This is a genomic window from Turneriella parva DSM 21527 (assembly GCF_000266885.1).
GTDB lineage: Bacteria > Spirochaetota > Leptospiria > Turneriellales > Turneriellaceae > Turneriella > Turneriella parva.
Genome location: NC_018020.1, coordinates 4,285,989 through 4,307,289, shown reverse-complemented (window position 1 = coordinate 4,307,289; position 21,301 = coordinate 4,285,989). Strand labels below are relative to the sequence as shown.

General features: G+C 53.4%; 6 protein-coding genes. 4 read left to right on the top strand and 2 right to left on the bottom strand.

The features are described from left to right. Nucleotides 1-14 precede the first annotated feature (14 nt). Genes TURPA_RS20590 through TURPA_RS22395 form a run of 3 tightly spaced genes read left to right on the top strand, consistent with a single transcriptional unit; the run spans nt 15 to nt 10,896 of the window. A complete protein-coding gene (locus tag TURPA_RS20590) occupies nt 15-878 on the top strand; it encodes a TIGR02147 family protein (protein ID WP_014805202.1) in 864 nt (287 codons plus the stop codon). Beyond that, nucleotides 872-1,654, top strand: a complete 783-nt coding sequence (locus TURPA_RS20585) for a hypothetical protein (RefSeq protein WP_014805201.1) — start codon at nt 872-874, stop codon at nt 1,652-1,654. Before TURPA_RS20590 ends, TURPA_RS20585 begins: the two co-directional genes overlap by 7 nt. Next, nucleotides 1,651-10,896, top strand: a complete 9,246-nt coding sequence (locus tag TURPA_RS22395; RefSeq protein WP_157210609.1) for an Ig-like domain-containing protein — start codon at nt 1,651-1,653, stop codon at nt 10,894-10,896. Before TURPA_RS20585 ends, TURPA_RS22395 begins: the two co-directional genes overlap by 4 nt. A gap of 119 nt (nt 10,897-11,015) precedes the next feature. Here the strand turns inward: TURPA_RS22395 and tnpA are convergent, their stop codons facing one another. Next, nucleotides 11,016-11,378, bottom strand: coding sequence for an IS200/IS605 family transposase (gene tnpA, locus TURPA_RS20575; RefSeq protein WP_014805199.1), 363 nt, complete (start codon nt 11,376-11,378; stop codon nt 11,016-11,018). A gap of 76 nt (nt 11,379-11,454) precedes the next feature. Further along, nucleotides 11,455-11,934: a hypothetical protein gene (locus tag TURPA_RS20570; protein WP_014805198.1), complete on the bottom strand. Its 480-nt coding sequence runs from the start codon at nt 11,932-11,934 to the stop codon at nt 11,455-11,457. Between the two features lie 138 nt (nt 11,935-12,072). Here TURPA_RS20570 and TURPA_RS20565 point away from each other — a divergent pair, with 138 nt between their 5' ends. Continuing rightward, complete coding sequence (locus TURPA_RS20565; RefSeq protein ID WP_014805197.1) at nt 12,073-21,300, top strand: Ig-like domain-containing protein; 9,228 nt, start codon at nt 12,073-12,075, stop codon at nt 21,298-21,300. The last annotated feature ends 1 nt before the right edge of the window (nt 21,301 follow it).

Genomic DNA, 21,301 nt, shown 5'->3' with positions numbered 1-21,301 from the left:
GTTTTGCCGTCACTATGAAGACAGTGTTGCGGAGTATATACACTTACACCGATTACCGGGAATATATCAGGGATTCTTACACGCAAAAGAAGACCGAAGAGAAAATGACGCTGCGCGATTTCGCGCGAAAAGCGGGCTTCAATACACACACATTTCTCACAAACGTTATCGAGAAAAAAAGGTCCCTGACGCAAGAGTCCGCGGCGAAGGTCGCCAAGGGTTTGGGCCTAAAGCCGAATGAGCGCACATATCTCGAGCTGATGGTGCGGTTCGGCAATGCGAAGACGATCGACGAAAAAAATGATATCTACGAGCAGATGTGCGCGAGCATGCCGCGCTCAGAAATACGCAAGATCGGGTCTGAGTATTACGAAATCTTTAGAAATCCTTATATTCTGACCGTTCGCGAAATGGTTGCGCTGCCCGAGTTTCAAGAAGACCCGCGGTGGATATCGAAACGTCTGCACCCCCATATCACGACCGGCCAGGCCGAAAAGGCGATTTCAACGCTGCTCGAGGCAAAGCTGCTCGACCGCGACAAGAAGGGCAGGTTGCGCCAGGCGACCGCCGATCTGACCACCGGGGCCGAGGTGAAATCGCTCGCGATCGCGCTGTACCACAAGCAGCTGCTTGAACTCGCAACACAATCGATCGATTCAACGCCGGCGAAAGACCGCGACATCTCTTCGCTGACGCTCAATATCTCAAAATCGGAGTACGATTTTATCAAACGCCGTACAGCAGCATTCAGACTTGAGATTCTCGATTTTCTCAAAAAGAAGCGCGAAGACATGGGCAAAGAGTTTCCCGAAGAGCATAAGCGCGCGATCTATTATCTGAACATGCAACTTTTCAACGCGACGGAGTTACCATGGTAAGCAACGCCTATCGATTACCGCTTATTGTTTTTACCGCTCTGCTGAGCCTCAACTGCAACCTCGAAGTGGGCAACCCTGAAAATGAATTCAGCGATGCCGGCAAGGTGCCCGGCTTCAACCGCCTGTCGCTCGCTGCGACAAACTACAGCAGCTGCACCACCACCGATGCCAACTGCGTGTCGGTACCCGTAGTGCTCACCGAAGGCGAGCAACCCAAATACCGTTTTGAAATGACTGAAGTGAAGCTGCAGCTGAATGAAGTCACGGTTAAGCCCTATGCTACTGAAGCCATATGGACTCTCGTTGACCTGATTCGGGGTAGCGAAGTCGTGTTTTCAGAGTACAAAGACAGCGCACTCGTTTCGGAGGTCGATCTGGGCTTCTCGGGCGGTGCAAAGACCCGCACGAATACATATTCAATCTCGGGTAATCTTGTTACCGACGGCGCGACCGGTAAAGTTGTGATTCCGGTAAATCTTGCGTTTGCCGGCGACATCATGGCGGTCGCTTCGGCGACGGGTAGTGGCACGGTCACGGGCGTCGACTTCGACGCGGCGCTTTGGTTCAATTTTACCGCGAACGGTAACGAAATGTCGCGGGTGCTCGCCAACCTCTCGGTAAATGTCTGCAACAACACAGCTGCGCGCTCTTGCACGCAATACGGCGAAGCGCTCGCACGCCGAGTCGCAGAACAGATCGGCAAATCGGCGAAGATGAAAAGAACTGGAATGAATCAAAAACTGAATGTGAAGACGAACCTCGGGGGATCAAAGTGAGTACAGTTTCAATGAAGGCAAAATTCGCATCGCTGCTTTTCGCGGCAACGCTTGCGGGTAACTGCAGCGGTAAAACATACAGCACGCTATTACAGCCTTTCGATCTGGTCTTTGGGCCGGCGAACTCGTCAGTAGATGTTGGTCTGGCCAGCGCCACCCCGCTTTCACCAACGCGTGTACGCGTTAAGTTTAACAAGCCGGTAAGTCTTGCCTCTGCTGAAACGTCTGCCAATTATACGATTACCGCTGCAAACGGTACCCGCATCGACGTTATCGCGGTAACGCGTGACCCGTTCGACAGTTCGGTAATTTATCTCGACACCAGCCTGCACACAGCGGGCAGTACTTATACCCTGCAGGCCGCAAACCTCGTGGGCGTCGACGGCGCAACCCTGAGCTCGTCGGCTTCACGTGGCACTTATACTGCACCCAACAACGTTGATGTTACCCCCCCAACCATAAATGCGGCAGTTGTTTCAGGACAGACCACAATCAACGTGACATTTAATAAAGCCGTCGTTGGTACGATGCCACCGTCAACATTTGCAGGCGCCGACTTCAAGTATTATACAACAAGCGCCAATTGCAGCAATGACACTTCAGGTACAGCCGTAACCTCTGGCGTACGTGATACCTTGAATTTTGCCAAAGTTACCCTAACGACGCCAGCGTTGGGTGCTGGGCCTTATTATCTACGCGCATTCAACGTGAAAGACATTTGGGGAAATGCAGTCGCATCGCCGACGTGTTACGGCTTTTTTGCTGGCTACACTGCACCAGCTGCACCAAAAGTCTCTAGTGCGATATCAGTATCACCCAGCTCAGTCCTCGTCACATTCGATTCGGCCATGACCGTAAACGCCGCCCTGACAACAGCGGGAAATTACAACTTCACGCAGTGCTCTGGTGCGAACCTGACGATGGGCACTGCAACTTCTCTCAACTCGACCCAGGTGGTGCTGACGTCACTCGGCAATACGGGCGTGACAGCGGGTACCTGCAAGCTCACTGTAACAACAACCGGCATAACCGGTACAAACGGTGCGACGCTCAGTTCAACAAATAACGTCGCTTCTTTCCCGTATAACCCGGCTCCGGATGTGTCGGGGCCTTCAGTGGGCAGCATTTCAGCTGTCAATGCGACAACTGTGCGCGTAACCTTTAACGAGCCGATCCAGGATCCTTCTGCCAGTAACTTCACATTTTCACCGTCGCTCACTGTGGGTACAATCACCTGCAATACCTCCAAGACATCTTGCGACATTACGACAGGCACACAGACAACCCAAACATACACGGCCACCATCAGCGGTATACGCGACACAGCCGGCAACACCATGACGACCGCTTCGACGACCTTCACCGGTGATGGAAAGCCGTATATCGTCGGTATTATTCCGATAGACCAGAATACTGTACGGGTGCAGTGGTCTGAGCCAGTTTCTGCGAGCGGCAACCAGCTACAGGATTACCTGGTGAACGGTGCAACCGTTGATGCCGTTAACGTGTATCCATCGGGTGCAACGATGTCCGATTCTTATGATCTGACTATTAACACAGCAATGACTGCCGGTACGTCATATACTTTGACATACTCTGACGCAGGTGTCGCGACCGCTGATGCGAACGGTAACAACCCTGTTTCACCGATGACCCTGCCCAACAGCGGTTCATTTGTGGGCCCGACTATCAGCAATGCGCCAATCATCAGCTCAGTCACGGCAGTGAATCCGACTACTGTGCGTGTTACATTCGACCAGGCGCTCGATAATTCTTCCCTCGCGGCCGGTGACTTTTCGATCAGCGTACTTTCTGGCTCGTGCCCTTCGGCGACCCCGGTTTCTGTAAGCCAGGTTCAGGCTGGTGTAATACAGCTGGTAGTCACTGCCAACACTGGTAACGGCACATGCCGTATGACTGTTGGGGCCGGCAATGTGACCAATCTCTATGGCGTAGTGAATGCATCGACGACGGGTGATTTCACTTATACTGGTTCGGCGACATCAGACACGACGCAGCCGACCGTACTGTCGGTTGTCTCTCTCAGCAGCACCGAAATCCGCCTGTTCTTCAGCGAGCCCGTCTCTGCTTCTGACACCACCTCTGCAGGTTCTGCGCGAAACCTGGCGAACTACACTTTTTCACCAACGCTCAGTCTGACAGGTGCGGCCATTGCCTGCACCAGCAACGATACGATTTGCACGCTGACGTTGGGTTCGGGCGTTTCGCAGACGAGTACGCAATACTCGCTGGCGATTGCCAACATACAGGATAAGGCGACGCCTACTGCCAACACGATGGCGTCGCAGACGCTGAGTTTCTACGGTACCGGGGGCAGTGCTACTGCACCGACGGTATATATGGCAACTCTCATCAACTCCACCACCGTCGAGGTAACCTTCACAGAGCTGATGGATCTCACGACATCACAGACTGCCGGCAGCTATAGCGTCACAGGCAGTGGCACTATTACCGTAAGCAGTGCAGTGCGCCAGGCAGATGCAACGAAAGTGCGCCTGACGATTTCACCAGGTGCATTTGGCAGTTCGACAACATATACCGTCACAGTAACAAATGCAGTGACCGACCTTGCGGGCAACGCGCTTGGTACGCCGGCGAGTGCGACCTTTAGCGGTTCAAGCACGGCACCGTCGACTGCACCTGACCTCGCGGCTTCGTCTGATACAGGTAGTTCAAATACCGACAATATTACGGGCAATGGCATAACCTTCCCGTCGCCGGGCCTGGTATTTACAGGCACCGTGGCGCCTAACACCACCGTGGTTCTCTATGATGGAGGAGTGATCGTGGGTTCCGTGACTTCTGATTCGTCGGGCAATTATTCGATCACTGCAACTTCAACACCGAACCCTGGGCAATATACTGTAGCTACAGTCAGCTCAACCGGTACGGTGAGCGACACGTCGCCGGTTATCACGATCACGTTTGACAATACCGCATCGGCAGCACCGGGTACACCGGTACTGGTGGCCGGTAGCGATACGGGGACATCCAATTCAGATAAGCTAACGAATGCAACCACACCGCAGTTTACCGTGACCTGCGTGGTCGGCGAATCGGTGCAGCTATACAACGGTGCTTCAACCACCGGTACTGCACAGAGCTGCACGAGCAGTCCTGTGACGCTTACTGCCGGTACCCTGACTGCAGGAACCTATGCATCGATAAACGCCCGCCAGACCGACTCAGCTGGTAACCAGAGTGGGGCATCGGGCAATGCAACTTCAATGATCATCGACACAACTGCGCCGAGCCACGTGAGCGACGCTCTGACCAACAATACCACCTCAGGTTATGTCGATGTGACGATCAGCGAGGGGGTTTATGGTAGCGCGACGGCACCCAACCCGCTGGGCGGCAGCGCATTCACACTCAATTTTGCCAGCAATGGCGGTGGCACCACCGCCGCTTCATTAGGCACGATCACCAAGACAACCGGTGCTGCGCTGACGGGCGGTGAGACAGTCATACGCGTCAACTTCAACCTGACGGGAACACCTACCGGAGTCGAAACTATCTCTGTCACTACAGCAGCCAATTCTGTATATGACTCAGCAGGCAACGCGGCGAGTTTCTCTTCTGATACGAAAACCCTGAGCAATGCCTCTATCGCGAGTATTTCAGGTGCATCGTATACCGCGCCCGCATTACCTGCTGGAACCGGCTCCACAGCAGGTTACGTCGACATTACGTTCAGCCAGGCTGCATATGGCACGAGTGCCGGTGTAGGTGCGCTCACTGCCAGCGATTTTCAGGCTCCGGTTATGGCCGGCAGCGGCAGTGCGACTTCGGCAAGCATCACCTGCCTTACCACTGTAGGCAGCACGGCATGCGGTGGCCTGACTGGCGGGGAAATGCAGGTAAGAATAATTCTGGCATTTAACGCCGCACCAAGCGGCAGCGAGACAGTGCAGATTAATGCCGCAGCCAATGAAATCTACAGTCTTTCGGGCGGTATTACACTCAGTTCTTCGACAACTGGTGCCCTCAGTGTTATAGACCGCCGTGCACCGGTGATTTCATCGGTTTCACCGGCAAGCTCGACGACCGTTACAAGTGGTCAGGTCAGTTATACGCTCGACGAAACCTGTGCCAGTGGCAGCATTGCCTGGACAAGTACCAGCGGTGCGGGGCACCCGACGAGCAGCACTTCGACTCTCACGGGATCAGAGCTGACATCGGGTACAAAGACGAATATTACCCTGTCAAACCCACCGACGCTTGTCAGCAATACGGTCTATACGTTAGCTTTTAACTGCACCGATGCTGCGGGCAACGCAGCGACAGCAGTCTCGAGAACCTCGGTCACGTATGATGTGACCGGGCCTTCGGTTTCGAGCGTCAGCTCTTCTACTGCTGACGGCACTTACGGAACAGGAGGCTCAATTAGCATACAGGTGGTATTCAACGAAGCTGTAACCGTAAATACCACGGGTGGGACACCGCAGCTCACGCTGGGCCTGTCACCGACTGCAAAGGCGGTTAATTACGTTTCTGGCAGCGGCACAACCACCCTGAACTTCATATACACGGTTGCGGCCGGCGAATCGACCAATGATCTCGAGGTCAATAATACCTCGGCCCTCAATGCTAACGGTGGTACATTGCGTGATGCAATTGGCAACAACGCAACGCTGACACTGCCTGTTGGTGGCGGTACTTCGTTGGGCGGAAGCAAGGCAATCGTCATCGATGGTGTTGCCCCTACTGTGACAAATATTACCTCGTCGCTGGCAGATGGTACTTATAGAGCGGGGCAGGCTGTTCCAATTCAGGTAACATTTTCTGAGGCCGTCAAGATTTCCGGTACGCCACAGATCACGCTCACGACAACAGATCCATCGACGACGCGCGCCATTGATTACACGAGCGGCGATGGTACGGCAATACTGACCTTCAACTATATGGTACAGGCGGGTGACACCACGGCTGATCTCAACTATGCTTCGACCGGGGCACTTTCGGGAACTATTACCGATAACTTCACGAATAACCCTAACAGTGCGACATTGACTTTGCCCGGTCTCACCGCGGCTGGGTCGTTGGGTACCAACAAGGCGATTGTGATCGATACCACAGCACCGACAGTGACCAATGTTACTGCGACCAACGCCAATGCGACATACGGTACTGGCGCGGTTATCTCGGTACAAATAACTTTCAGCGAGTCAGTAACGGTCAACACCGGTGGCGGCACGCCAGTGCTGGCTTTGAATACATCACCCGCCAAAAACGCGACCTATGTTTCAGGTTCGGGTACTTCGACCCTCGTGTTCGAATACACGGTTGCTTCTGGTGACACCAGCAGCGATCTGAACTATAGTGCGACCAACTCGCTGACCACCGGCGGTGGCACGATTCGTGATGCCGCACTCAACGACGCAACACTGACTTTGCCAGGTACAGCGGCAACGGGTGCACTCGGCGTGAACAAAGATATCGTCATCAACGCTGCGGTGACCTTCAGCATAACGACCGCAGAAACGCTCGACTGCGACCCGGTCGATGGCATCATCGACCACTACCGCATTACTTTCGGCGCTGCCGCGCGCGACAACACATTCGATGGCTATGTTTTGAACAGCGAAGGATTACCCACAGGCAAGTGGCTTGTCGCCGGTCGTGCGAATGTACGCCTCGATCACGGCACTGCGCTGAACGCTGCCTGCGGCACCGATACCGCGAACGATACGGTTATCTATATCAAATTTAACCAGGGCGCATCGGTCGATACGGGCACCACACCCGACGTCACCGGCACGAACGACACGCTTGCCGCGAACTCCGATGGTTTGACCAAACTCTTCAGCAACACCGGCAATTGGGGTACAACGGATGTGGTTGAGGCCGATAAGGCCGGCCCTTACATCTTTCTCGCCACCGCTGCTGAAGCGGGCGCGTCAGAAGCGGGTCTCGGCGCCGGCGATACGCTCACGATACGTTTCTCTGAGCGCATGAATGCGGCAGCGCTGGCTGGCACCGACCTCGACACTATATTCGAGCTGAATAATAGCCATAACTTTGGCGCTGCCGGCGACATCACTTCAGCTGTTTGGTCAACTGTAACCAACACGAACGACACGCTGACGGTGACGTTTGCCAATGCAACACCGACGGTGGCGGTGGGCGACACGATTAAACTTCTGGCTCAGGCGACGGTTGTCGACAATGCGACGAATCAGGCATCTGCGCCGGCGAACGTCACCTCACCGGCAACTATCGGCGGCACGTTTACCCCAGGTCAGGTTGGCCCTGTTGTCAGCTCGGCGACGTACCTTGACACTGACGCAGACGGGTACATCGATACAGTCAGGGTACAGTTTAGCATCACTGTTCAGGATGATTCGTTTCCCGGTTATGTTGCCAATAGCCTTGGCACAGTCACAAGCCAATGGGCAGTATCGGGGTACAATAATGTGCGCCTCATTCATGGTACTGCCGTGACCTGGACGACAGACACCGCTAATGACAGTACGATTTATATTCGCTTTGCGGAAGGTTCAACTTATGACACAGGTGTTCAGCCTGACCTGACTGCGACTGACCAGAGCCTTTCGGGTCCCAACGGCGGTGCGCTTGGTACCACGCGTTGCTACGTAAACACAAGCGTCGGAGCCGGTACATGCGGTACCCAGACTTCATCAGATGTTCTGACTGCGAACGTGGTTGAAACAGATGGGGCTAACCCGATCATCGTGAAAGCGACCGCGAAATCCGGAGTAGCCTCAGTGTTCATCAGCTTCTCTGAGAACGTGGCCTCTGATGCAGCATTCTCTGCCTGCGGCTCAGGTGGCCAGATGGTTGCAGCCGACTTCACGTACGTTGACGGTAACTCCGCTTCACCAAATGGCTTCGCTGCTTTTAGCAGCTCAGACACCTGCGCGACTGGCGATGCCTTCTTTGAAGCAACGGCCAACGGCACGTTCAATACAGGCGACCTGAACATCGATAAAGTGCAGGCAGCTACGGCTGCGTCGATTTACGATGCGGCAGGAAACGCCATGAGCACTTCGCGCCAACAGGTCATCGCCGAGGCGACTGCGCCCTACGTTATTGCGGCCAGTACATACCGGACAGACCTCGGTGGGGGAGTTTACAAGTACTATGCCCGCGTGTTCTTCTCAGAACCGGTCAGCAACGCGGCCGCAAGCAATGCCTATTCAGCGCTGCGCACAGCGAACTATACGGTGGCAGAAGACCCAACCGATACGGGTTGTACTGATTTCAGTACAACGCCGGCCGGCGCGACTGCAGTGGGCGGTTCGAACCGAGTAATCGACCTCGAAACCGGGACACAGTGCTCTACGACGACTTACAAAGTGACGGCGTTGACAACCATCAAGGATATTGATGAGTTCGAGAATATAACGACACCAAACTTTGCCTTCGCAAAGGGAACAGCCGCCACGGACATTACGAAACCACGGTTGCTGCTCGCGCGATCATTGAGTGCAACCACTGTAGAGCTTACCTTCAGTGAACCTATGGTTACCGGTACGGGGTCGAATTCAGCAGAATGCGCCTCTGCCTTGGTATGCGCTAATGAAGATGCAGATGCGTCAGTCTCAAATAGTCCCACCTCGCAATCGAAATACTGGATTACTCCCGTTGGCTTGGGTAACGTTACCAGTGTGGCAGCAACGGCAGATAAATCAGTCTATGTTCTGACACACCAGTCAGCGCAACAGGGTAACTTCTACACTGTAAACATTTACGCGACCAGCACAGGCAATCGCATACCTGAAGATTTTGGCGGCAATAACGACCTAGAACCAGCACCGGGCAACCAAGCGGTTTTCCAGGGTGCAGGGACTCCGATTCTAACTTTTAACGATGGAGCAGTCTTTAGTGACCCTTTTTCTGACGGAACCAAGTTTAATTTTGCGTTTTCTTACCAAAACAAGATTTATCTTGGGCCAAACGACAAGAACAACGCAGCGTTCCGTTTTGAGGCGGACGGCTTGAATCCAGTGGGCATAACGTTCTCAACTGTCGGGCCCGCTTGCGTCACAGGGACCTCGTATACATACACGAGCTTTGGGATATCTGGTGGTAATTGTACCGCCCAAACGCTTGGCCCCAATGGCGAGCGGGGTATTGTTGGTTTTAACTCAGGAACCTTTGATAACGGCGCGACGCAAGTGCCGATTCTCATGGCCGGTGTTGTAAAAGACAACGTCGACAAACTCTATTTCACGCAAGATGTCGACACTGCGCTAGATTGGAAAACTTGCGCCGGTACCTTCACCGGGACAAACGGTGTAAACAGTAAGAGTGTGCAGAGTCTCTATGTCTTCGGAACAAACATGTATGCCGGTATTGCATCATCACACAGTACGAACAAACCAATATTGAACAAGATTGCTCTGACCGAAAGCTCGGGTGTACTTTCATGTACGGGTAACTTTATTGATTTGGCCGGCAACGAAATTATCAATATTGGCAAACAGAATGGAAACCCGGCTGAGAATACCGCCACAATCGGTATTGATGCGCAGATTTATATCCCGACTGGTGGTAGCCCCAGCCCGGCAAATACGTATTATCTCTTCAACAACGGGGGAATTGCATCTGCGACAGGCGCGCCGATCAGCAAAACGAGCTTTATAACGGTAAAGACTGAGGCGAGCTTTGGGGGTACAACTTTGACCTATCCCGCGACTGGGGGACTTGAGAAAGTGCGACCAGGACAAAAAGGTATGCCGTTAGTTGTTCTTTGGAACAATCGACTTTATGCCGCACGAAATTTGGCTTCGGGAACCGGTGTAACAAACCGCGAAACAAACAATGGCGCAGAACTTTGGAAATGCAGCGCTAGCTGTACGTCACCAGCCAGCTGGGTGAGGGTTGCGACAGCCTCGAACTTCACACCGAATGGATCTAACTTACGTGCAATTAGCCTATTGCAAGTTAATGGCAATTATCTGTACATTGGTTTCGATAATGTGGCCTCGGGTCAGGGCGTGCAGGTATACCGCAGCCAGGCGAGTATAGCAGAAATCGATGGCACCACTGCCTGTACGGGTGGTGATACGACGGCTAACAACGGCGATGGCCACCGCTGTTTCGAACAGCAGGGCACTACCGGCTTGGGGGCGGTGAACGACAACCAGTTTATTTTCTCATCAGCGAGTCTGCGCAAAGGTTCGCAGAACTTTGTCTATATTACAGTCGGTGACCAGAACGCGGTGGCGATCAAGGTCTACCGACAGGTGGATTAATCACATCCTGGTAGGGGGTGGTGATCGTGTAGGGGTAAGTCATGTACCCATCATCATCACCTTTGTAGGGGTAGGTTTAAACCTACCCCTACAAAGGTGATATGCATGTACGGTTCTTTTTATTTTCTACCGTGGTGATTTTCTTGATTCTGAATATATTTGATGATCGCGTCGACCGAACGGCGATCGACTGTGAAGGCGCCGAAGCCGCGTTGCCAGATGATATCGGGGCGCATGAACGATGAGTAACCTTTGAGGTTCTTGACAAGTTCAGAAACGGATACTCTAGGCGGCATCGAAACTAAGAGATGAACATGATCTTCGTGGCCGCCGCAGGCCAGAATGTCGCCACGCAGTTCTTTCACCTTGATCGCGAACAAAAGTTGTAAGTCGGTTATGACTTCAGGGGTCAGAAACGCGGCCTTCGACTTTGTGCCGAAGACGAGATGATACAGCAGATCCCATTTGTTGCGTGTGTTCATATCATAATCTGCCTTTCACGTCGGTCATGTAGGGGTAGGTTTAAACCTACCCCTACATGACCGCACCTGCCGGCGATTACGGTTTATCTCTCGGCAAAGGCTCCACTCTTTTCAACCACATGTCGTGCTGGTTGCATTTGACGATCACGTAAGCAGCGTTCGGTTCGTCGGCGGGCAGTTGCAGTTTGAATACGTATTGCGGTGTGCCGGGCTTGAATGTGACTTTGGCGAATTCTTTCTGGAGCGCGCTGTCCATAATGACGCCCGCTTCGAGGTAGTGCTGTGGGTCGCCTTGCAGCGAAACAAACACGCTGAGCTCCCGTATCTTTTTTTTGCCCTCGGTGAAAACGCGGCTTTCGCTCACCTGAATGCGGTGCTCAGGTTCACGCTCTTTCCATTTGCCCGGGTTTTCGCTAGTGTGGTAGTTCTCGGCGGGCACCTGGCTTGCGGGCGCTGAAGCCGTTGCAGTGCCCGACGATCCGTCGGTGCCGCCCGATTTGCCGCACATGCTGGTCAAAAGCGCGGCGGCAATAATACAAGCTGATCTAATATTCATTGTCGCGAAAGCCGCTCAGGGCTGAACAAAGGGTCAATTAAAGAAAGAATCATCAAAGCCGCGCAAGGCGCAGCCTTTTTTCGTCGTAAGAGTCCATAAGAGTACGTCAAACCTAAGTAGGTAACAGTAGGGAATCTTATGCTTAAAACGAAATTCGCACGAACCATTTTGACGCAGGTGGCCGCACTCGGCCTTATCATGTCGACGGCGAACTGTACCGGCAAGACCTACAGCACATTTTTTCAGCCATTTGACCTTGTTTTCGGCGCTCGAGCGAATTCATCGACGAACATCGCGCTATTGACAGCCACCCCTCTGACGAATACGCGGGTGATGCTGACGTTTTCGAAGCCTGTGACTTTGGCTTCGGGGCAGCTTGTTTCGAATTACCGCATTACTGCTCCGAATGGCAATCTTCTGCAGATTCTGGCAGCTTCGCGCGACCCGAATAATTCAAGTATCATTTTTATTGATACACTTCCGCAGACATCTGGTACAGTTTATACGGCGACCGCTTCGAATATTGTGGGTGTGGATGGTTCATCTCTCGGCAACTCTAACTCTGCGACGTTCACAGCGCCGACAAATGCGGACCAGACAGGGCCGCAGTTCAGTTCAGTGTCTGTTATAGCAGGTACGACATCTGCGACCACTCTGGAAGTTTTTTTCAATGAAGCGGTGGATCGAACGAGCGGAGAGACAAATACGAATTACTTTGTACGTGCGAATACTTGCGGCGGTGCGTCGACGAATGTTGCCACTGCCGTTCGCGATGTGAGCAACTATGCAAAAGTTACCCTGACAACAAGCACTGTACTAACCGTTGGAACAACCTATGTGGTCTGCGGGCAGACAGGTCTTCGCGACATGTGGGGCAATTCAAATGCGGCAGAATTTGCTTCTGCACAGTTTGTCTACACGGCGCCGACGCCACGCGTGTTGAGCGCGGTATCGACTTCGTCAACTTCGGTACTGGTAACATTTGATCAGGCGATGGCGAACGCCATTCAGCCGACGCCGGCGGTCAACAGTACACCTCTGACGACACGCGCCAATTATGCTTTTACAAATTGCGGCGCTTTGTCAGCCTCTGCTGCGACATTTTCTGTTGTGAACTCTAGCCAGATTCTTCTAACAGGCCTGACTTCAGGCACAGCAGGAACCTGCACGGTTACGGTGAATACCGCGATTTCGTCTGCGCTTGGTTCTGCGCTGACAGCAGCGACGAACCGCGCGATCTTCAGCTACACGAGCAGCGCCGCGACCGACACGACACCGCCCGCGGTTGTGGGCGTAACGACGACAAACAGCACCACGATTGTCGTAACATTTTCAGAGAACGTGACAGGTGCGAGCATCGCGGATTTTAATCTGTCACCGGCTTTGAATATCACGAATGTCAGCTGCACAGGCAATGTGTGTACGTTGACGACAGCGGAGCAATCGACGACGCCATACTCTCTTTCGATCACGAACAATGACGGCGGTATTCAAGACACCGCAACACCTGCAAACACGCTTTCAACCGGCAGCACGACCTTTACCGGCGACGGTGCGCCTTATATTGTGGCAATCTACCCGGTTGATAGCAGCACAGTAATGGTAGAATGGTCAGAGGCGATCGGGCCACGGTCATCGATCGACGATACAACTGCGGGCGATGGTTTTGATTATACCCTATCACCATTGGTTGCAACGGACATATCTGAAGTAAGACTTTCTCCGACAGGTGGCGCTGCGGGCGATTATTCTCCATATGTCAGGATTAGCCTGGCTACGGCAATGGCGTCTGGTACGACCTACACGCTGGCATACAGCGATGTTGCCCCGACGGGTGGCCAGGATGCCACAGGCAATGGCCTTCTGACGACCGTACCGAACGGCGGTACATTTACGGGCCCAACTTCGACGCAGGCACCCCGGGTGACGAGTGCTTCGTCGAATGCAGCGACGACAGTTATTGTGAATTTTAATGAAACACTCAACAATGCAACGATTGATAATGGTGATTTTGTCCTTTCAGGCCCTGTTGGCTGCCCTGCAGTTGTAACAGGAACTCCGATACAGGTAAGCGCAGGTGTTGTTCAGCTTGTAGTGACGACGGTATCACAGGCTGGCCCAACGACGTGTACGGTAACTGTGAACACGGTTTCTGATCTTGCTGGCAATGCGATTGGCGGTACGAACAACAGTGCCAACTTCAGCTATTCTGGTACCGACGCTACAGATGAGACATCACCTACGGTGGTGTCAGTTTCTGCTCTTTCAAATACGCAGGTTCGTATTTATTTCAGCGAGCCGGTAAATGATTCTAATGGCGTGAACGGCGGTGAAAATTTTACTGACAACTACTCATTTTCGCCCGCGCTTTCAGGTAGTATCGCAAGTGCTGATTGTCCGTCTCCCTATACATATTGTACTCTGACGCTGAGTGCTCCTGGCACAAGTGCCGTTCAGTATGCGCTTACGGTACGAAACATTGAGGACAGAGCTTCTCCCACACCACGTATCATGTCCTCGCAGACAGTAAACTTCTCTGGCATCGGTTCATCGGTGACGGCACCGACGCTCTACCAGGCGGTGTTGATCAATTCGACGACTGTTGAGCTTTCATTTACAGAGTCGATGGGCCTGACTTCTGTTGAATGCACTTCAACGGGCACCTGCGCGACGAAGTATACAGTTACGGGCGGCAATTCTGTTTCAGCTGCAGTTCGTCAGGCAGACACGACGAAGGTACGCCTTACACTTTCACCTGGTGCTTATGGTTCTTCAAACAGCTATACGGTGACAGCGACTGGTTTAACGGATACAGCCGGCAATATAATTGGCACTCCTAATTCTGCGACTTTCAGTGGTTCAGCGACCGCGCCTGCGACAGCAAGCCTGGCCGTAGCTTCAGACACTGGCACTTTGGGCGACAACATTACCGGCGCTGCTTTTCCGAGCCCAGGCCTGCAGTTCACGGGCACCACGACTGCGAACACAACCGTAGTGCTGTATTATTCACCAACAGTTTCTTTCACCGACGCGGGTGATATTGTCACTCTGAATGGTCACGGTATGTCAAACGGGACGCCCGTGACATTTTCAACGATTGATTTGACTACCGGTGTTTCGATCAACACGACCTATTATGTCGTGAATTCTGCCGCCAATACGTTTCAGCTTGCGTCGCTGCCAGGCGGCGCCGTACTTCCGCTGACTACCAATGGTACGGGCATTCTGCGCACGCCGATACAACTTGCGACCGCAGTTTCAAACTCTTCAGGCAATTATACGGTGAGTGTCACGAGCAATACGAATATCACGCAGGGTAGCAATCAGTTTAATATAGCGACGGTCGGTGCAACCGGTCTTGTAAGCGATCTTTCACAGACGTTTTCGATCACCTATGATTCTGTGGCTCCGGGTCAGCCAACGAATGTGACATCGACGCTCGCTGATGGTACTTACGGCATCGGTCAGGTTGTGGATATTCGGGTGACGTTTCCCGAAGTTGTTCTTGTGACAGGTACGCCGCAACTGACGCTTGCGACGGGTACGCCGGCAACGACTGCAGTAAACTATGCATCGGGCAGCGGCACGAATACGCTGATTTTTAACTACACGGTCGTCTCTGGCAATATGAATGCAGATTTGAACTACGATGCAACGAGTTCGCTTGCCTTGAATGGCGGTTCTATCGCCGATGCCGCTGGTAATGCTGCAGTTTTGACGCTTCCGGGTCTTGCGGCCGCGGGTTCATTGGCCACGAACAAGGCTCTTAACATCAATGGTGTTGTTTCAGGCACTATTACCTACGATCAGGGTGGCATTACAACCGGGCCATTTCGCACGGGTACGTTGACGATAACGGCGACTTATGCATCAGCTCCTGGCAGCGCCCCGACTATAGCTATCGATCAGCAGGGCACGAATGACATTGCAGCCACGGCGATGTCCGGTGGTCCGAATGTGTTTACATATACCTATACCGTGAATGCCGCGGGTGGCGCCAATGCTGACGGTACTGCGACGCTTACTTTGAGTACTCCTTCAGTGCCGGCGACACCGACTTTCGTTATCGATACGACGAACCCAACCGCGCCTGCGGCTATTACGCCGCCTGCCTACACAAACAGCACAACCGCTACGGGTGTAACCTATACAAATGGCGCCGACGCGAACTTTAGCACGCACAATGTACGCGCATGTACGTCGAATGACTGCGCGACGGGCTGTTTGACAGCGACCACCGATGTGGCTTCGCCGGTCGATGTGAGCGGTCTTTCAAACGGCACTGCTTACTATATCTGTCTTCAGTCAGTTGATACGGCGGGCAATACTTCATCTTATGTGGCCTCTGCCACGACGGTAACTGTCGACACGACCGCGCCCACAGCGGCCAGCGGTGTGACAGTGCCGACTTATACAACGGCCGCCAATGCCGATGTCACGTTTACAGCCGGTACAGATACCAATATTACCACGAGTAACGTTCGTATGTGTACAGCGAATGATTGTACGACCGGCTGCGTAGGGGCCACAACAGGCAATTCACCGGCGAACGTGAGCAGCCTTGTGGATGGCACAGCGTATTATGGCTGCGTACAGTCGCGCGACCTTGCCGGCAACACTTCATCGTGGACAGCCTCCGCCGCGACCGTGACAGTTGATACGACAAACCCGACCGCGCCTTCAGCGGTTTCGGTACCTGCGTATTCGACTTCAACTTCAGCTGATATCACTTTTACGGCCGGCACAGACACGAATATCACGACGAGCAACGTTCGCATGTGTACTTCGAATGACTGCAGCACCGGTTGCGTGGGCGCGACGACCAGTAACTCCCCGGCAACGATCAGCTCTTTGGTGAACGGCACTGCTTATTACGGGTGCGTTCAGTCGCGTGACCTTGCAGGTCGCACCTCTGCCTGGGTAGCTTCAGCTGCAACCGTTGTTATCGACACCACGGCTCCGACTGCGGCGACTGGTGTTTCAGTACCGAGTCATGTGAACACGACTTCAGCAGCGATCACGTTCACGGCTGGTACTGATACAAACATCACGACGAGCAACCTGCGCATGTGTACGGCGAACGATTGTACGACGGGCTGTGTGGGTGCGACGACCGGAAACTCTGGCACTAGCGTCGGCAGCCTTGTGAACGGAACTGCGTATTATGGGTGCGTTCAGTCGCGTGACCTTGCAGGCAATACTGCTGCATGGGTGGCGTCTGCCGCAACGGTGACGGTTGATACGACTGTCCCGACAGGTTATTCTGTAGCGATCGATCAGAGCTACATCAACAACACCAATCGTACAGCGGTTTCTTTCACGTTCACCGGAGCAGAAGTCGGTACGACGTACAACTATACGTTTAGCAGCTCTGGTGGTGGTACGAACGTAACTGGTAGTGGCACTGTGGCTTCTGCGGGGCAACAGCTCACGGGTATCAACCTGACAGGCCTTAATGACGGCACTGTAACGCTGAGTGTCACGTTAACGGATCCTGCGTCTAACGTGGGTACCGCAGCGACACACACGCGCGTGAAAGATGTGGTAGTCCCTGACATTACGGGCTATTCGACATCGGGTACGTCGCCTGTATCGAGCAGCGCTGTGAATATGACTTTTTCAGAGGACTGCGCCAGCGCTTCTGTTTCGTGGCAGAGCACCAGCGGCACAGGCCATCCGAGTGGTCCTCATGTGCGCACGCTCACAGGCAGCGAGCTGAATGCCGGCGCAAAAACGAATATTACTTTTGCCAGCAACCCACTTCTTGACGACACGTTTTATACCATTCGGTGGAACTGTACCGATGTGGCCGGCAACGCCGCAATCGAGCGTTCAGTCACAGGTGTTGAGTATAGCGATGTGGCGCCAACGATTACGAGCGCGCTTGCCCTGGATACCAACTACAACGGGAAAATAGATACGTATCAGGTAACTTTTAGCAAGAACATATCCGATAGCACTTTCCCAGGCTATGTAGCCAATGCTCTGGGTACAGTTACTACCGATTGGCTGGTTGCAGGGTACACTAGTGTACGCTTAATTCACGGTACCGCCGTCACTTTTGCAACCGACACGGCCAACGATTCAGTAATCTACATTCGGTTTAATGAAAATGTTCTGGATTGCAATGCCTCTACGCAGACGGGTTGCGATACCGACGCAAAGCCCGACCTGACAACAACGGCTACGCCTGGTGTTACCGGCGGTCAAGCCATGGCCCAGGTATTCGTCGGTACCGTCACCGAAGCCGATGGCGCAGCGCCTGTGACGGTGCGTGCGGTGTCGCTTGGGGCGACGTCTCTTGACGTTACTTTCAGCGAACCTATGACTGCCACGCAGGCGAATGTAGCGGGTAATTATACGCTCACCGGCGGCGTAACCGTGAGTGCTGCGGCACGCGACGGTGCAAACTTTCGCATAGTTCACCTGACAACGAGCACCCAGACAGGTGGCAGTTCATATACTCTGACTGTCAATACCACGCTGCGTGATCTTACGAACATCAACCTTATCACCAATACCAACCCAACGACGGGCCTGCCCGCAAACCAGGCACAGTTCAACGGTGTTGTCGACCCTGTGGTTGCGAGCATCGTGACGACTTCAGCGACGACGCTGACGATCACGTTTAATGAATCGGTACTTGCTACATCCGCCGAGTGCGCGAACCAGACTGCCTGTGCGCTGAAGTACCAGAACCTTTCACTGCCTGTATTGTCTTCGGTTTCGACTGCTGGCGCGGGTAACAACTCTGCGAGCTACACTCTGACGGTGAACCCGATGATCGAGGGTCAGGCGTACACGACGACTGTACTGGCGACGCAGGTTCAGGGCGTAGCCGCGCCTGCGGGCAGGTATGTGTCGTCGCCCAACAACTCTGCGACGTTTAATGGTGATGGCAGGCCGGCGGTGACGATTAGCCCTGATACGCAAACGCAGTGCCCTACACCGACGAATATTCCACCCTCAGCACCAGCAGCGACGCGTGTTGTTGTTCAGTATGACCAGGCCGTGGGTGCCACGGCGACTACCGCCTCGAATTACAAAATTACCGGATGTATAACCGGCACCGACTGTGCGAGCGGTACAGGGGCACCGAACTCAAATGGTGCATCGGTCGTTACCAGCATGGGGGGCAACAAATATGCTGTCGACTTCACGCAATCGTTTGATACCGACACGAGCCAATACCAATTGACGATTACAGGGGTGCAAGATTCAAACAGCAATACGATTGCCCTGCCGGGCACGATGTCGTTTCGCTGCGGTACAGACACTACTCCTCCCAGCTTGATTGGCGCCAGCGTCGTCGCGGCCAATGCAGGGTCGACAGTGATTCTGCTGACATTCAGCGAATCTGTTGATAACGTTACGGCAAACGTGGCCGGTAACTATAAATATGATGCGCAGGCTTATGGCACTGGAGTTAGCACAGCCGCCCGGCAATCGAATACCGCACAGGTTCAATTGACCTTTGTACCCGCACTTTCGAACGGCGGTCACCAAATTCGGGTGCAAAATGTAACCGATTTGCAGGCAAATATCATTCTCGACAATGGTGTTAACAACGTGCAGCCGGTTATTGTGAATGCGCCGACGGGCTTCACCGGTGGCCCGGTGTTTAGTGACCCCTTTGGCGACGGCACAACCGCAGGCACGATTGTGATATATGACAGTAAATTATATTTAGGGGCGGATAGTGCTTCAACAAAGCTGTTTGAGATGAACTTTGGTTTAACGACGGCGCAAACGATTACCCTTGATGCAGATGGGACATTTGGTACGCCGTATTCTAGTTTCAATGGCTACGCGACGAAATGGAGTGGTTGTGCTTCAATCACGTATCCAGGAACCCCTTGTTCTTCAAGCAACACGATTAGTGGGGTCGATGCGATTTATGCCGCCTGCGTGGGGGGCACCTCGACGCCATCCATGACCGGTGCCGCCTGCACCGCTGCTGGAGGCACGGAGAGCATGTTTATCGGCGCTCTGAATACTCAAGGTAACTATCGCTCTTTTTGGCATACCACAACAAAATCCAGCAGCAGCACCGTATTCCCTTTCGCTGAAGAATGGTCTGGGGATACTGGTGGCTCCTTCGCCTATCGTTCGCTCAATTTGATCATGTTCAAAGATCAGATATTTGTCAACTTTGGTGCAGAACAGGGCGGTGGCGGTCGCGGTGGCCGGGTTTGTATGAAGGTCGGCGGTTGCGCTGATGGCACGGCCTATCTTGGCTATGTTGGTTTTCCAAACATGAGTCGGCTAACTCGGATAGGGGCGCAGTCTGCGACAACAGGTGCCCTGAGGCGCAATGGTTCTTTCGTTGGCGTTACAGGCTATTCTGGCCCTGGCCAGGTTGGCGATACCGCCACGGATGTACTCAATGCCATCAGCGTGATGTACGAACATGACAATGATGGCGCCGGTGGGAATGAATCGCAGTTATACCTCGCCAATGGAGGTTTTTATAGCGGCACGCTCGGGTCAGCCCGGACAACTAATTCGGATGGGGGGATTGTCCGAACTATACTCTCAAGGTCGACACGCTCGTCCTTGCCGTTGAATTGTGCTTCGGGGACATCGGGATGCGTCGAATACTATGAAGATATTACGCCTGATGCGCTTGCGAAGTGGAACACATATATCTCGATCCCTTTCCCACAGAATTCCGCGATTACTGGGTCAAGCAATTGCGCAACAAGTTTGATAGAAATGGACTGTGTGCTGCCCTACAATATTTTTGTGCCAGCACTTAAAGCAATCCCTTACATGCGCACTGCTCCAAATGGAGACTTGTATATGTTGCGTAATGCTTGTAGCACCACGACTCTAAATCGCAACGGTGCGAACGGCGCGGGTGGGTTTGACTTCCGTACGGAGCGACAGGTTTGTCCGAAAGGCTATGAAGTCCCGCAACTCTGGATGCTACCCAAGAACTGCGGTACTGCCGCGGCCTGTGCCGGTGCATGGCTGCTCGTGGCAGAGTACGGGTCTACGGGGAAGACAAACATGGCCTCAAATACGGGCTCATGCGGTACTTCGCCGAACCAGTGCCTTTCGAACACCCATGCAACCCTGCTTGAATTCGTCGGCAACTATCTCTATGTGGGCTTTGATAACGCAACGTATGGGGCAAATGTGTGGCGAACTGACATGACTTCGGTTGCGCAGGGTTCAAGACCTGCCGAAACCAGCTTCTCTATTGTGAATCTTCCTGGCATCGAATCAGGCGGCGGCGGTACGAACCAGAAGATTTTCAGCCATGTGACCGTGAACGATGCAGGCAAAGATTGGCTCGTGATCATCACCCGCGACGGTTCGAATGCGATGAAAATCTACCGCACCGCGAACGATCAGAATTAAT